This window comes from Serratia sp. CoH_134_PS_4, assembly GCF_058190535.1.
Genome location: NZ_JBXWKI010000016.1, coordinates 95054 through 111548, shown reverse-complemented (window position 1 = coordinate 111548; position 16495 = coordinate 95054). Strand labels below are relative to the sequence as shown.

Here is a 16495-nt window from a genome sequence, read left to right as displayed (position 1 = left end):
AGCTGATAGAAACAGAAGCCACTGGAGCACCTCAAAAACACCATCATACACTAAATCAGTAAGTTGGCAGCATCACCGGGTTAAAGAAAACAATAAAAAGTCTGACATTATTCCTTCGGATCAAGATGGACCTTACAAGCCGCTGAAGTTATACAATATCAAAGCAAAGAATACTAAGGGGTATGTTGTATTTGATGAGAATCTTACAAAGGATGATAAAGAAACCTATAAAAATGCAAAGGAACTGGTTAGTTTTTGCTTAGTTCAAGATTCTACCTATAACGCACTTTGCGGCTCAGGTAGTCTTGCCTCAGATAGTGGCCTGATCCCTTACGTATTAAAGACTCTTGAAAGTATGGAAATAGGTCTGAACAATAAAGTGAATGAAAAAATATTGAATGACTGCAACGAAGATAAGGTTAAATAAAAATATTATCGGTGGTTTTTTTGTGTTAGTTAGTTCGTTATGTTTTCTGCTCCTGTGGCTAAAACTGAAAGGGTATTAGTAATAAATAAATTAAGTGAATTATGCCGACTATGTCGTTGATGCTATTAATTGGGGATGTATGAATAATGAAATTCACAAAATTTTTTCTCTCCACGGTGAGTGGGTTGGTATCAAATTTGACTTTTTACATTCTCTGCGTTTTTTATCGACAAGTTATTGTCTTGCAAAGGGTGATGTTGACAAAAAATCTGTTTCAATGTGTTCTATGTTTCGCACTAATGCATTTCATAATGTGTGTGAAACTATTAGTGTTAAAGCCAGTAAAGATAATTAATACATTCTTCTAACGGGTGCCAGTGATGTAAATTATTCTTCGGGTGACGATAGGTTAGCAATCGATGGGCATGCTTATATTTTAAATGACACTCTTTTAAAACTAGATTCCTTGATTATATTCAGCATGAAAAATGACAGGACAACTGGCGAGGTTATATATTTAAGTAAATCTAATAGTGTCGTCGGAGGGATGTTTTATCGTGGTATTTCTAGAAATGGATTGCCTGATGTAAATGTCATGTATATTAATGGTGATGGTCACGTTAGTCATTTTCATGCAACAGTAATCCCTGAATGCCTGAGCCATTTCCCTAAAAGTGTTTTGTCCAAGATATATACTGGGTAGAAGTTTTGACTATGCATTGTTGAACCAAGTTTTATTACGATGAGTGTTTCTCACAATCATAAAATTAGTTTGTGGTATTTTTATATCGAGATAATTAATGTCGTATTCCCTTAAGCATCTTCCTGAATGTTATCCACGGCCAGTTCCACCAAAAACATCACGTTGGTTTGCCGTATTGGTGGCGATGTTGGTCATCAGCGTGATCCTCATGCGTATATTCGGACGATACATCGATAATAGTCACTTCTGGATGTTTGCTATTGGCACGCCAGTGGTTTTGTGGATTGTAACTTTCAGTTTTCGAATGTGGATCTGGTCACTACAGGACAGTAAAGCGAATGGTTTTGACCGGCGTCGGGAGCGTTGGATCTTAAGTGAGACCCGTAAAGCACGCCGTGCGCTTCAGGTGCTGAATACGACATTTATTACTGCCCATCAGGAAGATGAACAAGCTTCTGTTGCCGTTGATATGCTCAATAACCACAGCATTATCATTTCGCAGTCGGACTGGAAAGGCGACAAAAGCAGGAGGCTGAGCCGTATTACGATTGAGCCAGAAGATACTCCTGAATTGGTCACCTCGCGTCTGTTCTCTGAACTCATTGCTAATTTGCCAGTTGACCAGTTTTCGGAAAACACCTCGCTTGTTGTCATCCTTGATGCCTCTTCATCTCTGTCATTCCCTGCTGTTCGGGATATTTGGCAGGAAGCCTGGCAGGAGAGCGGCATAACCTGCGCTGTTGAATATGTAGACAGCAATGGACCGCGGGTAGTCAGCCACTGGCTGGATCACCGCATTAAAGATGAAGCGATGTTATTGATTGTTGGTCTCCAGATTGATCCGGTTGTTTCAAACAATACTGCTGAAGCAGTCGTTGCTCTGCTTCTTGGCAACCGCCTGACACAGGAGGCGCTCGAACCTCTCGCGTTGCTGCATCGACCAGATGCTGCTCCATCAGGTGAACTGCGTGGGGGGATGAGCATGGCTGCCTATAACGTCCCGCTCAAAGAAAATATCGTGAAAAATTTATGGCTTGCCGGGCTGACGGGTGAGCAGCGCGCAGAAACGATCGCGTGCCAGAATGCACATCCTGCGCAGTCTGTAGAGGAAGAAGCCGTTATTTCGCTTGATACATCCATGGGGCATGCCGGAGCCGCAGCCCCCTGGCTGGCTATCGCTGCCGCCACTGAAATCGCCCGACAAACACAGTCACTGCAGATGATTATCTGCGGTGATACCACGCAGAATGTGCTGTGGAGCACGCTCATTACCCCGATTGCTTCCCGACAGGAGATGGATCCGTGAAGCTACCTTTAGCACCGAAGACTACGGAAGGCCGCTATCTTGCTGTCGCATTGATTTTCTTTTTGCTGTTAGCCGTTATGACGTTCATGGTCTGGAAGCATCCGGATGTTGCCGGGATTGAAGACGATAGTCAGCAGCAAATTTACTGGCTTATCGCCGGCGGATGTATTTCAGGCTGTGCCCTTATTGTATCAGTGGTGCTCCTGGCGGCGGTACGTAGTGCCGGCAAACAGGAGTTTAATGCGCTTATCGACAACACCAGCGGCGATGATGAGAAAAAGAAGCGGGAAAATGATAAAGCGCCTGTTCACCCTGCGGTGGCCATGTGTAACAAGATTCGGGCGCATCTCCGCTCCCGTATTGGTCTTTACTGGCGTCGTAAAACCCGTCTGCTGCTGATCACTGGCGATGAGGCGGCAATCGAACTACTGGTACCCGGCTTGCAGGAAAACCAGTGGCTGGAGGGTAACCGTACCGTTCTGATTTATGGCGGCAGCCTGACGGCAGAGTCGGATAAGGAAAAATACACCGTGCTGCGTAAACTGCGCCGCGGGCGTCCGCTGGACGGAATTGTGCGCGTTATGCCACAGTCGCTTAACCTGACCCCACAAATCAGTGACAACGATTTACGCGGACTGGAAAAAATCAGTGAATTACTGCGCTATTCTGCACCGGTCTGGCTTTGGCAACTGTGTGACAGCACCTGGTCGCAGGCAAAACGCACTGAACAGACGGTAGGGGCCAGTTTCCCGCTGCGTGCAAAAGCCGACGAGATTACCCGCCAGCTTGAGCTGATGCTGCCGGCCCTGCGAACGCAGGGGGTGAGTCAGGTCGCTGAGAGCAACAGTCACGACTTCCTGCTGCGCCTGGGCCAGCACCTCAACGACGGCGGTATTGCCCGCTGGGTTCAGCAACTGATGCCATGGCTGGCTGCTTCCCAACAGCGTGTTCCACTGCGTGGCCTGATGTTCAGCCTGCCGGAGAATAAACCAACCGATATCGCAGGGGGAACCACCGACGCTGAGAAATATATCCCGGAATCACAGCGCCATGCGCTGACCCTGCCGGTGACCTGGCAGGGTATCGTTGATGACTGCACCCGCGTGCGTGGCCGCCGTGTCGGTATGGCGTGGGAACAGACGCCTGCATGGACGCTGATGGCGATTATCGTTGTCTGGGGGGCGGGGATGCTGCTGTCGTTTGTGGTTAACCGGTCGCAGATAGTTTCTGTCGCCGAACAGGCTCACGCTCTGGTGGAACACCCTTCCGTTTCGGATTACCAGCTCACGGCCCTACATACGCTGCGTAATGATGCAGGCCGCCTGCAGCACCGTATTCAGGAAGGCGCGCCCTGGTACCAGCGTTTCGGTCTGGATCATAACCAGCAACTGCTCGACGCGGTGCTGCCCTGGTACGGCGTGGCGAACAACCACCTGATTCGTGACCCGGCAAATGCCGCTCTGACGCAAAAGCTCAATGCGCTGGCAGGCTCCGCACCTGGCAGCGACCAGCGGGCCCAACTGGCGAAGCCGGGCTATGACCAACTGAAAGCCTGGCTGATGATGGCCCGCCCGGATAAGGCAGACGGCGCGTATTACGCTCGGACCCTGAAAGTCGTGCAGCCGACGCGAATGGGCATTTCAACCGGCCTGTGGCAAAGCCTGTCGCCGGATCTCTGGGCCTTCTACATCACCGAACTGCCAAAGCAGCCACAGTGGAAAATCACACCGGATGCACAGCTGGTGAGCCAGAGCCGTCAGGTGCTGCTCCAGCAGATTGGACGCCGTAATGCCGAAAGCACGCTGTATGAAAACATGCTCAAATCCGTTCGCCGCAACTTTGCGGATGTCTCCCTGGAAGACATGACCAGCGGCACCGATGCCCGCCGCCTGTTCACCACCGAAGAAGTGGTGCCGGGGATGTTCACCCGCCAGGCCTGGGAAGGGGGGATTCAGCAGGCTATCGAAAAGGCCGCAAATTCCCGCCGGGATGAAATTGACTGGGTGCTGAGTGACAGCCGAAAAGCCATCTCCTCAGACCTGTCGCCGGAAGCCCTGAAAGCACGCCTGACGCAACGTTATTTCACAGACTTTGCTGGCAGCTGGCTGAGCTTTCTCAACAGCCTGAGACTTAACCCCGCAAACAATATTGCTGACGTTACTGACCAGCTGACGCTGATGAGTGACGTCCGGCAGTCGCCGCTGATTGCGCTGATGAACACGATCGCCTGGCAGGGGCAGACCGGGCAGAAAAGCGAAGGGCTGTCTGACTCCATCATCAGGTCAGCCAAAGACCTGGTGGGCGGAAGTGATAAACCGGCCATTGACCAGACGGCATCCGGTCCACAGGGGCCAATGGATGAAACCTTTGGACCGCTGCTGACCCTGATGGGCAAAAACACCGGCAGCAACGTGATGTCGGCCGATACCTCGCTCAGCCTGCAGACGTATCTGACCCGCATCACCCGTGTTCGTCTGCGCCTGCAGCAGGTCGCCAGCGCCTCAGATCCGCAGGAGATGATGCAGACCCTGGCCCAGACGGTGTTCCAGGGAAAAAGTGTCGACCTGACCGACACCCAACAGTATGGCAGTCTGATTTCGGCAAGTCTTGGTGAAGAATGGAGTGGCTTTGGTAGCACGATGTTTGTGCAACCGCTGACCCAGGCCTGGGAGACCGTGCTCCAGCCCTCGGCGGCGAGCCTGAATGATAAATGGAGCCGTTCGGTGGTGGCGAACTGGCACACCGCCTTTGACGGGCGTTTTCCGTTTGCTGCGAGTAAAAGTGATGCCTCTCTGCCGATGCTGGCTGAGTTTTTGCGCAAGGACAGCGGACGTATTGAGCGCTTCCTGACGGCAGAGCTCAGTGGTGTGTTGCACAAAGAGGGCAGCCAGTGGGTACCGGATAAGGTCAACAGCCAGGGACTGAGTTTTAACCCGGCCTTCCTGCGGGCCATTAACCAACTGAGCCAGCTGTCAGATATTCTGTTCACCGATGGCAGCCAGGGCATTAGCTTTGAGCTGCAGGCGCGCCCTGTACCGCAGGTGGTGGAAACCCAATTGACCATTGATGGCCAGCCGCTGCACTACTTCAATCAGATGGCTGACTGGCAGAGCTTCCGCTGGCCAGGAGACACTTACAAGCCGGGGACAATGCTGACCTGGACCACGGTCAACGCCGGTGCGCGGTTGTTCGGGGATTACAGCGGGACCTGGGGTTTCATCCGCTGGCTGGAGCAGGGCAAACGTCAGCAACTCGACCGCAGCCAGTGGATGATGAGTTTTACTGCACCGGATGGTCGCACATTGCAGTGGGTGCTGCGTTCCCAACTGGGAAAAGGCCCGCTGGCGCTGCTTGATCTTCGAGGGTTCACCTTACCGGACCAGATTTTCAGTGTGGACAGCGCCGCTACGGCGCAGGCACTGATGAGTTCAGGAAGCAGTGACATGGACGGAGTGGAATAACACAATGAGCACACTGCATAATCTTGTGACTGCCTGTCAGGCTGATGAAACCCAACTGAAGCAACAGGCACAGGCGCGTACGGAGAGTTGGCATCGCTGGACTGCCCCCGTCAGCGACAGTCACCCGACCGGTGAAGATCCCGGATACGACGATGACTTCCAGAGGATCCGGGAAGAGGTCAATAAACTCTCCGGCATCGATACAGCGCTGATTTGCCAACTGACGGAAAAGCTGCTCACCACCTCGGCACAGGACATCCGTGTTGCCACCTATTACTGCTGGGCGCGCCTGCATCAGGAGGGTGAGGCCGGGTTCGCCGAAGGGCTGGCGTTGCTGGCCGGGATGCTGCAACACTTTGGCACGCAGCTGCACCCGCAGCGCGATCGCAGCCGTAAAGCGGCTCTGGAGTGGCTGGCGGGTTCCCGCGTGCTCGACAGCCTGTCGATGTATCCGGAAGTCGTGGCCGATGATGCACAGCATACTGTCGGCGCGCTGTTGCTTATCCAGGGATGTCTGGAGGCAGAGCCGGAGGCATCACGGCCAGAGCTGAATGCGCTTTACAGTGCACTGGAGTCCCGTTTGATGAAAGCCGGCGGCGTGGATGCGGTAGTGCCGCAGAATGCCAGCGATACCCCACAGAATACTTATGCGTCCGACGCGACGGGCAGCACCGCACCGGTTCTGGGCCGGGTCACTTCCGGCCAGGATTTGCTGGCACAGGCCCGCACCCTGACGAGATATCTGCGTGAGCAACCCGATGGCTGGCTGGCCGCACATCGGCTGATGAAAAGCCTGCGTCATGACACCCTGAGTGCTATTCCGGCCCCGGATGCACAAGGAAAAACGCGCATCGAACCGCCGCGCGCTGACCAGCGGGCCATGCTCAAACGCCTGTATCTGCAACAGAGCTGGCTGGAGATACTGGAGCAGGCAGACAGCGCCTTTTCGCGTGGTGCCAACCACCTCTGGCTGGATTTGCAGTGGTATATCCACCAGGCCCTGATGAAGTCGGGGCAGGATGTGCTGGCTGATATCATCGCCGCCGACCTGAAAGGGCTGCTGCGCCGCCTTACCGGGCTTGAAACCCTGGCTTTTAATGACGGTACGCCGTTTGCTGATGAGGTCACGCTGAACTGGATAAATCAGAGCGTGCTGGACGATATGTCAGGCTGGCGGGATGAGCCGGTCAGTGCCGTCGGTGAGACGGATAACGATATCCTGGCCCTCGAGCCGGAAGCGCTGGAGAAAGCGGACACTGATGGTCTGGATGCCACGCTCCACTGGCTGCAGACACGGCCGGGTACCGACTCTGCAAAAGATAAATGGTTGCTGCGTCTGCTGATGGCCCGTGTAGCCGAGCAAAAGGGCAAAAATGAACTGGCGCTGCATCTGCTCGGTGAGCTCGATGGTGCAGCTCAGACAATCACCCTCACGCAGTGGACGCCGGCGCTGTTGTTTGAAGTGAAATCACGCCGCCTCAGACTGCTGCGTATGAAAGCCACACGCAGTGAAACCGATAAATCACGGCTTCAACCTGAGATGGATTTGCTTCTGTCTGGTCTGATAGCGCTCGATCCGGCCAGCAGTGCAGTGCTTTGCGTATAACCCGGACATAATTCAGCTAAAGGGAAAAAATATGGCTGCAGAAGGCTTTTATCTGGTGCAGGGCGACAAAACGACCTGTGGCGGGAAAATCACTACGGGCGCAGAGGATCACACGCTGTTTGATAAACCGGTTGCCCGGGAACAGGACAGCGTCACCTGCGGGAAGCATGCCGGGCTATACAAGATAGCCGGCGGCATCGATAACGATACCATTCACGACAGGCGAATGGCTGGAACCCTTGACAGTTACAGCACCTGTCCCTGTAAGGCGAAATTTATCCCGTCGATGTGGGACGATACATACGAGAAGAGCTCGGGGGGATCTAGTTCAGATACTCCCGAAACAGAAAAAGCACCTGTCGCTGATGCTGTTTCCATGGCATTCCTTGCTGACTCGCAGAGTGACACAATGCTGGCTCCAGGTTATCCGCAATTGATCAATACCTATACCGTTCCGGATAACAACGTCAGAGGGATGTTAAGACACAACCGACGCGATTTTCTGTTGTTGACTTTGGAAGAGTGTCAGAAGGTTATAGATGGCTGGGATTTTGTTAAGCAGACCTGGACAAAAGGGACGTCCAATCCTGTCGGGGATGCGGTTAAAACCTACGCAACGAATATTGATGATGTCGCAAATGCTTCTGTCATGATCTACAAATTGGGGAGCATAGGCATTACTGCAACAGTATTTGTTAACCATAAGGGAACGCGACTAATTAGAATAAGCGGGTATGCTGCGGTAAGAAAAACGCTCAATGCACCTGTTTTTGCAGAGATGAATCCTAAAATTATAGAAGCAGGGATCGGGAAATATGGAATACAGAAATCAATAGTTGAAGGTGCAATCCTTGGCTTTGTCTATGTTTCGGTGATAGATACTATTGACTTTATTTTGAATGATGAGACTACATTGTCTAAATTCCTTGGTACGCTAGCAACTGACCTCGCTAAAGTAGGCATTTCATCTGCAGCACTTTACGGTGTAGGTTTGTATACCATGACATCGTTTGTTGTTCTTAATCTTGCAATTGTGGTTATCGCTGGCGTGGGTATTGCCATTGTACTGAACTATCTGGATAAAAAATATCACATTACTGATGACCTTGTTGAGTTTATTTCTCCATATATCGAATCCGCACAGCAGGAGTTTATGGAAAAATCAAGGGAAGTATCAGATGGTATCCTTGACCTTGGGGCGATGTATGTAGATGGTATGCTCAGAAAAGGCCGGAAGGTCATAGAGTCAGAGATAGAACAGTATGTTAAAAAGTACATTGGTGACCTTCTTCCCCAGGTTATGAAATTATGAATGAAAAAAAACGGTTTATTGGGAATGTAATTATCTGGAGTGTTTTTTCTCTGGGTTCCCTTTGGTTTTCAAAAGAAATTTTTGGCGAATATTTTAGTTTTGGAGATGAGGTCGTTTTTTCACCCTATTCATCTGTTTTGCCAATGATACCAGTGGTTTTATTGTTTCCATGTATTTATTGGTTTATGGCCATGAAGTATGGTGAAATTGTTGCCATAGTGAAATGCAAAAAAGCAAATAGGATATTTATTGGCTTGATCGGAGTTTTTGTTATCGCTGCAATAGTGTTTTCATTTTCCTACACTTCAGTGCTTGAAGATAAAGGGTATCAGAAATGCTCAGAGAGACCAGATGGGTGGATGCCGGGAATGGCAACAAAATACGTTCTGCCCCCAATGTCTTGTTCATCTTAACTCGGGCAGGAAAAGGTTTTCGATTACAGAGATAAGATTGCATCTGCGCAAAACACTGCAAGTATTTATAATACTGGGTTATTAAAATGTATCCTTTAAAACAACGTGTGATTGCTTTTGCTGAGGTCATATTCTTCATGGGGCTTGCTGTCGGGATTTCATATCTCGGAATATATGAATTAGCTGAATATCTTTCCTACCCTGATGTCGTCAATTTTTCATTTTGGGTGTTTTTCGCTGCTGCTTTTTTCTTCTTTTTCTCTCCATTATTAGCGATGCTTTTTCCTGTTATTTTTACCGGAAAGCAGATAAGCGTTACATCAGGTAAAAAATTACTGAAGGCCGTGTTTATCATCTTAGGGCTTACTATGCTTGGAATGTTTATCTTTTCAGAAAGATATACGACATCACTCATGGATAAAGGCTACACCGAATGTCGGGGGATCCCTTCAGGATGGATGCCTGGTATGGCAAAAAAATATGCTATAGAGCCTTCCCTTTGTGCTCAGTATTGATGGGCCTCGATTCTTTTTGATACTCCCGCCAGACTCGCGAAGTCTGCTTCAGCGTTTAACACGCAGCAATTAACTAAGCAGAAAAAAATATGGATGATTTAACCCTGCGTTATTACGACGCCGAAATGCGCTACCTGCTGGAGGCCGGCGACGAGTTTGCCCGCGCTCATCCCGAGCAGGCGGCGATGCTCAATCTCGATAAAGCGGGCGCGCGCGACCCGTACGTGGAGCGCCTGTTTGAGGGCTTTGCCTTCCTGATGGGCCGGCTGCGTGAGAAGCTCGACGATGACCTGCCGGAGCTGACCGAAGGGCTGGTCAGTCTGCTGTGGCCGCACTATCTGCGCACCATTCCGTCGATGTCGGTGGTGGAGTTCACCCCCGACTGGCGCGAAATGAAAGAGCCGATGCGCATCGCCAAAGGCTTCGAGGTGAACTCGCGGCCGATCGGTGAGAAGGGTACGCGCTGCCGGTACACCACCACCCAAGAGATTACCCTTCAGCCGCTGTCACTTGAAAGTGCGCGTCTGGCAACCGATGCGGATGGTCGCTCGGTTGTCACGCTTCGCTTTAGCTGCGGAGAACTGGCGGACTGGAGCCGTGTCGATCTCAGCCATATTCCGTTCTACTTTAATGCCGATGCGTCGCTGGCCTGCGCTATGCACGAAGCCTTCACTCTGAATGTGTCCCGGATATGGCTGCGGATGCCCGGCGATGCGGAAAGAAGACTGCTGGAGGGGCATTTCACTGCGCTTGGGTTTGCCGATGACGATACCCTCTGGCCGAAGAGCAACAGCAGTTTCAGCGGCTACCAGCTGTTGTTGGAGTACTTTACTTTCCGCGAGAAGTTCATGTTCATCGGCCTGCGTGGGCTGGAGACCGTGGCTTTTCCGGCTGAGCTTCCCTGGTTCGAAATCGACGTGGTGCTGGCGGAACGCTGGGCGCATGACTTCAGCTTTAACGAGAAGCATCTGCGCCTGAACTGCGTGCCGGTGATTAACCTGTTCCCGCTGGAGTCCGACCCGCTGACGCTCAACTCCCTGCAGACCGAATACATGCTGCGCCCGATGCGCGTACAGGATGGTCATACCGAGATATATGCGGTCGATTCGGTGATGTCATCAAGCCGGCATACCTACGTGCCGTTCTCGAGCTTTCGCCACAAGGGCGGAATGATGCGCCACGCAGCGCCGGAGTATTACTACCACATCCGCGTGCGTCGGGGGCCATCCGGGCTGCATAACACCTGGTTGATCCTCGGTGGTGAAGCCTTTGATAATCACACAGTACCGGAAGATGAAAGTCTGTCGCTGACGCTCACCGGCACCAACGGTCAATTGCCGCGCCGGGCGCTGCAAAGCACGGTGCTTGATACGGTAATGAAAACCACCTCGGCCAGCATCGCCGTGCGCAACCTGTGTGCGCCGACGCTGCCCTGTTATCCCCCGGCGCAGGACCGTTTCCACTGGCGGGTGCTGAGCCATCTTGGCAGCGGGTTTCTGTCGATGATGGATAATGCCGACGTGCTGCGCGGTACCCTGGCGCTGTACGAGTGGACAGACAGTGAGATGAACCGCCGTCGCCTTGAGGCCATCCTCGACGTGAAACACAGTGAAACGGAGCGTTTTGAGCAGGGCTACCTGGTACGCGGCGTGCAGATTGAAGTGGCGCTCGACAGCCACGGCTTTGCGGGAAGAGGGGATATCTCCCTGTTCGGGGAGATGCTGAGCCGTTTCTTCGCCTTGTACACCGATATCTATCTGTTTAACCGCCTGATTATTATTCTGCAACCGACCGGAGAGCGCCTGGAATGGGAAGAGAAGCACAACCGCCGTATTCCCGGCTGAGCCCGCGACTGGAAGCCGACCTTCACCGCATTAACTTTTACCGCTTATGCCAACTGCTGGAGAAGCGTAATCCGGGCAAACCGCTGATGGGCTCAACCAGCCATCCTGGTGACGACCCGGTACGCTTTGTGCCCCATCCAGGGATGGGCTTTCCTGCCAGTGAGCTGAGGGCAGTGGAGTACGATGAAGATGATGACAGCAAACCACCGGTCATCCGCACCACGTTTATGGGAGTGTACGGCGTGGATTCGCCACTGCCGACAGCCTATCTCGATGACATTACCCAGCGCCGGGAAGGGCATGAGGCACTGCAGGGTTTTCTGGATATCTTCAGCCACCGTATCCTGACCCAGTTTTACCGCATCTGGCGTAAATATTCCTACCCGGCAACGTTCGAGCCCGGAGGCACAGACAGCATCTCTCAGTCTCTGCTGGGTCTGGTGGGGCTGGGTATTCCCGGCACCGCAAACCATATTGCCACACCCGTGTCCCGCTTTCTGGCACTGCTGGGTGTGCTGCAGCAACCGGGCAAAACCCAGGAAGGAGTGCAGGCGTTGGTGACCCTGCTGGCCCCGAATACCACTGTGCAGGTGAGTCCGTACTGCCTGCGTCCGGTGGCGTTAAGTCAGCCGCTGGGTTTTTACAGCGATGATGATTTTCTTTTGGACGGCAACACGCCGCTCGGCGATGAAGCGATGGATGCCGCTAGCCAACTGCGGATTGCGCTCACGACAGATAGCGAACTGGAAGCGCAGGGCTGGAAGCCGGATGGTCTGCTCTATCAGGATTTTCTGGTGATGCTGCGGGTGTATCTCGGCTGGCGCTTTAAGGCAAAAATCACCCTGACGACCCATACCCGACTGCTGGTGGCTCCGCCGCTGGGTGAGGGGCCTTTCTGGCTCGGCATGAACGGCGTGCTGGGCGCTGAAGAGGGGGAACTCTCAGAGGATATTCCTCAGATCTTCACGACGGAACTGGGCTATTACAGCGGTATGAAACCTGCCACACCACAACAAGGAAACCGACGTGTTACGTATACGTTTAATTAGAACCGCACGCTGGCTGTTGCCGCTGATAGCATTCAGCCTGGCGGGATGCGGGGTGACGCAGAGTGTCACCGATGGCATCAAGTCGGCTTTCAGCGCCCTCTTTTACAAGAAGATTAAGGTCCTGCACCTGGATTTCACGGCACGTGAGGCGCTGAATACCGACTCCCGCGAGAGCAACGCGTTGTCCGAGCCGGTAGTGGTGCGCGTTTACCAACTGAAAGACCGCAAGACCTTCGATAAAACGGTCTATCAGCAACTTCTCAAGGATGACGGCATCATTCTGAAAGACGACCTGCTTGCCAACCGTGATGTGGTGCTGAAACCGGGCGGGGATGTGAACCTTGACATGCCGATGGAAGAAGAGGCGCAGTTTGTGGCGGTGGTGGGGTTATTCCGCCATCCGGATATGGACAATAACACCTGGAGGCTGACGATGGGCCGTGAAGAGCTCGATCCGGACAAGGCCCGGGTGATCGAGGCCGGAAACAATCATCTGACGCTGCTCCACGTAAAGGATAAGTGATGCCTCATACTCACCAATCACCTTCGCTGTATGAAATGCTCACCGGTCATTTTACCGGGGGCTTTGGTCTCAATCAGGTCAGCGAAGAAAATCAGGTCATATTGTCCGTGCTGGACAATATGCAGCGCATTCTCAACTGCCGCGCCGGCACGCTGGCTCATTTACCCGATTATGGCCTGCCTGATATGGCGAAAATCCTGCAGGGAATGCCGGGGACCGCCCATCAATTGATGGGGATGCTCTCAGAGGTACTGCTGAAATATGAACCACGCCTTAAAAACGTTGATGTAGTGATACAGGAGCAGACTCAGCCCGGTAAGCTGCGTTACGCCATCGATGCAGAGCTGAAGGGCATAGGTCTGGTGCGTTACGGCACCGAGTTTATGCCTGAGGGGAGGGTGTTGCTGCGCCACCTGAAACAACAGCAGTATCTTGATAATTCGCTGTAAGCCTGAGCAAACTGGATGGCACCAGCGCTTTGGTATTCCCTTCTTATATGGACATTCTGAATGAAATTGCAAACCGGCATAAACAATAACCCTCCGGCGTGGTAGACGAGTTAAATGGATATCTGGTCATGAAAGACTTTCCTTCCCGTAAAATCAAAACCGGTAGCGACCCGCGCACACTATCGGATTATGTCACCCTGCGCGATGAACTGAGTAAGCTGACGCATCCTGCACGCCCGGATGTGAACTGGCGTTATGCTGAAGAACTTTGCCTTTCGCTGTTTGAGCAAAATGGTGTGGAGCTGCAAACGGCAGCCTGGTACACGCTGGCCCGCGCGCAGCTGGCCGGAGTGTTCGGTCTGAATGAAGGATTATCCATCCTGGAGACCCTGATAAGCCATCAATGGGGCGTGCTCTGGCCGCAGCCGGTACATGCCCGCATGGAAATTCTAAGCAGTCTGAGTCAGCGTCTACAGCAACTGATGCGTATGCTCCCCCTGAATTACAGCGATCTTAGCCAGCTTTATCGGGCGGAACAGCACCTTGCTCGCTTGGGGGCAGTATTACAGCGCCTGGAGCTTAAACATCTCAGTCAGCTCGATACCCTACGTACCGTTATGCACAACAATGCCGTCAGACTGGAAAACAGCGATGACGCAACCCGCACCGCTCCGACTATTCAATCAGGTATCACGTTGCCTGCTACGGTGATGAATGATGCAGTGGCATCCACCGGGGCTCTTTCCGGTAGTCCGGCAGAGGAGAATAGTGCAGCGGACAGCGCAGAGAAATGGGTATATGTTGCGCAGCCGGAACAACAGCCGAACGTAGAAGTTTTGAGGGCGACACAAGCACCGGAAAAAAAGTGGAAATTCTTTACTGCTGGAATGATCACCATGCTGGTGATAAGTGCGGTAACGGTGTGGGGTTGGCATGTCTTACACCGAGCTGACCCGTTACAGGCTCAGTTTGCTGCATCCCTGGCGCCGTTACCCGCAATACTCACGCCTGAACAATTGGATATGTTGCGTCAGCAATCTCCGTTACCACACACTGTAATCGCACAAACAGAGCAGCAGCTTGCCCGGCTGGACAACCTTCCCCCTGGCTGGAGTATTGCCTACAGCCGGCAGCTTCTGGAACAGGCTCAGTCGTTGTGGCCGGAACAGGCTAAGCCTCTGGTACGACAGTGGCAGCGGCAGTTGAACGCTGCCAGCATACCGACAGAAAACCTGAATGGCTGGTATCAGGGAATGGCAACGCTACAAAAGCTGAGTGACAGGCTGAACGGGCTTGATGAACAGAAAGGTAAATACATGACCGTCAGTGAGCTGAAATCAGTGGTATTTTCCACCATGCAGTCCTTTAATCAATCGATACCGGCTGAAGAGCAACTGCGAGCATTGTCAGAAAAACCGGCTCAAGAACCTTTACCTGCCGCGGCTATGGCTCAACTGGAGATGCATCTGAAGCAACTGACTGTCCGTTATGCTGAAATAAAACTGAAAGCATCAAAATAAACAAATGTTAAGAACTATGAGCGTTGCTACTCTTTACCCGAATAGCCGTGTCCGATGGACTAACGTCGTTTTTCGTCCCTGGAGTGACGAAGAATGACGCTACGGGAAAAGAATATGCATCTGAGAGTGGCTGAACTACAGGCTGCTCTGTTTCCGGACAGGACCAAAGAAACGGTGGATAAAGCGCGTTTTGTTGTGTCCAGAAAAGCGCGTTGTACCGCGGGCATAAAAAAGCCGCCCTGGATGGGGCGGCCGTGTCGTCGCTGAGGGGATTAGCGTACCAAGTGCAGGAAGTGCAGATGCTTCTCGTACTGGTCAAGAATATCGTGAATGATCTGCTCTTGTGTCCAACCCATCACATCGTAATCCTGCCCACCTTCTTTCAGATGCACCTCACCGCGATAGTATTTATGTTCTTCGTCGCGTTCCTCATCGTTCAATCCGGCCAAGGCAAAGGCCGGTTGAATGTAAGCTCGCAGGCGAACCTCATAGACAAAGTTCAAATCTTCACCCAAATCAACTTCAAAACGGATACGGTCGTCCTGCGAATCATCAATCGAGGACGTGGTGTTTTGTTTAGCTAATTCGGCCTCCACCAACATCATGGCTGGCTGAACCACTTCACTGACAAAACGTTTTACCTGAGAACGTTTCGGGAAGTAGGCAATATTACGTAAGCGTCGCTGCCACGAGATTGGGTTACGTGCCGCAGTCGGTGCAATCGTGGTCATCACTTGGCTATCGCGTTTGTACGCATCGATACGCAAGGCTTTTAATAACCCGTAGATCGACACCAGCAAGATCATCGAGAACGGCAGGGCACTGGCAATGGTTACGGTTTGCAATGCGCTCAGCCCGCCGGCAATCAGTAATGCAATCGCGACGACTCCCATCATTGAGGCCCAGAAGATCCGCTGCCAGACCGGCGTTTTATCGGTGCCGCCGGAAGCTAATGTATCAACGACCATCGCTCCAGAATCCGCAGAAGTGACAAAGAACACCACGACCATTGCCATCGCGATAAACGACAGAATATTAGAGAACGGGAAGTGCTCCAGGAAGTTGAACAGCGCCAGAGCTACGTCGTTTTGTACCGTGTTGGCCAGATCGCGCGCGCCTTCGTTCATGATCAGATTGATGGCGCTGTTGCCGAAAACGGTCATCCAAAGCAGCGTAAAGCCCGCCGGAACGAACAGCACACCGGTGACAAACTCACGAATAGTACGTCCACGAGAAACGCGGGCTATGAACATACCCACGAATGGCGACCATGATAACCACCAGCCCCAATACAGCAGTGTCCAACCGCCCAACCAGTTGCTGGATTTTGGCTCGTAAGCATAGAGGTTAAAGGTTTTACTGACGAT

General features: G+C 52.4%; 12 protein-coding genes and 1 pseudogene. 12 read left to right on the top strand and 1 reads right to left on the bottom strand.

All coding sequences use genetic code 11. The features are described from left to right. The 12 genes and pseudogenes from AC2FCQ_RS21165 to AC2FCQ_RS21110 all read left to right on the top strand — a co-directional run. Positions 1 to 427 (top strand): annotated as a pseudogene (locus tag AC2FCQ_RS21165) (hypothetical protein); the annotation flags it as partial. 800 nt (positions 428 to 1227) lie between these two features. Continuing rightward, a complete protein-coding gene (locus AC2FCQ_RS21160; protein WP_490307729.1) occupies positions 1228 to 2436 on the top strand; it encodes a hypothetical protein in 1209 nt (402 codons plus the stop codon). Next, positions 2433 to 5897, top strand: a complete 3465-nt coding sequence (locus tag AC2FCQ_RS21155; protein ID WP_490307727.1) for an ImcF-related family protein — start codon at positions 2433 to 2435, stop codon at positions 5895 to 5897. The genes AC2FCQ_RS21160 and AC2FCQ_RS21155 overlap by 4 nt, the downstream gene beginning before the upstream one ends. Before the next feature lie 4 nt (positions 5898 to 5901). After that, on the top strand, positions 5902 to 7503 hold the full coding sequence (tssA, locus tag AC2FCQ_RS21150; RefSeq protein WP_490307725.1) for a type VI secretion system protein TssA: 1602 nt from the start codon (positions 5902 to 5904) through the stop codon (positions 7501 to 7503). A 31-nt stretch (positions 7504 to 7534) separates the two neighbouring features. Next, positions 7535 to 8815: a PAAR domain-containing protein gene (locus AC2FCQ_RS21145; RefSeq protein ID WP_209632635.1), complete on the top strand. Its 1281-nt coding sequence runs from the start codon at positions 7535 to 7537 to the stop codon at positions 8813 to 8815. After that, complete coding sequence (locus tag AC2FCQ_RS21140) at positions 8812 to 9228, top strand: DUF1240 domain-containing protein (RefSeq protein WP_209632636.1); 417 nt, start codon at positions 8812 to 8814, stop codon at positions 9226 to 9228. Before AC2FCQ_RS21145 ends, AC2FCQ_RS21140 begins: the two co-directional genes overlap by 4 nt. 86 nt (positions 9229 to 9314) lie before the next feature. Next, a complete protein-coding gene (locus AC2FCQ_RS21135) occupies positions 9315 to 9743 on the top strand; it encodes a DUF1240 domain-containing protein (protein WP_209632637.1) in 429 nt (142 codons plus the stop codon). 89 nt (positions 9744 to 9832) lie between these two features. Next, positions 9833 to 11587 carry a type VI secretion system baseplate subunit TssF gene (gene tssF, locus AC2FCQ_RS21130; protein WP_265555086.1) on the top strand — a complete coding sequence of 585 codons (1755 nt, stop codon included), beginning with the start codon at positions 9833 to 9835 and terminating at the stop codon, positions 11585 to 11587. Further along, positions 11551 to 12636 carry a type VI secretion system baseplate subunit TssG gene (gene tssG / locus AC2FCQ_RS21125; RefSeq protein WP_490307724.1) on the top strand — a complete coding sequence of 362 codons (1086 nt, stop codon included), beginning with the start codon at positions 11551 to 11553 and terminating at the stop codon, positions 12634 to 12636. Before tssF ends, tssG begins: the two co-directional genes overlap by 37 nt. Next, a complete protein-coding gene (gene tssJ / locus AC2FCQ_RS21120) occupies positions 12614 to 13159 on the top strand; it encodes a type VI secretion system lipoprotein TssJ (RefSeq protein ID WP_490307723.1) in 546 nt (181 codons plus the stop codon). Before tssG ends, tssJ begins: the two co-directional genes overlap by 23 nt. Then, entirely contained in the window at positions 13159 to 13608 is a 450-nt protein-coding gene (gene tssE / locus AC2FCQ_RS21115; protein ID WP_265555080.1) for a type VI secretion system baseplate subunit TssE, read from the top strand. The genes tssJ and tssE overlap by 1 nt, the downstream gene beginning before the upstream one ends. 128 nt (positions 13609 to 13736) lie before the next feature. Then, the gene (locus tag AC2FCQ_RS21110; RefSeq protein ID WP_490307722.1) at positions 13737 to 15128 is read left to right on the top strand and encodes a VasL domain-containing protein; all 1392 of its coding nucleotides are present in this window, start codon (positions 13737 to 13739) and stop codon (positions 15126 to 15128) included. 272 nt (positions 15129 to 15400) lie between these two features. Here the strand turns inward: AC2FCQ_RS21110 and AC2FCQ_RS21105 are convergent. Continuing rightward, a partial coding sequence (locus tag AC2FCQ_RS21105; protein ID WP_490658452.1) for a BCCT family transporter occupies positions 15401 to 16495 on the bottom strand: 1095 nt, incomplete at its 5' end.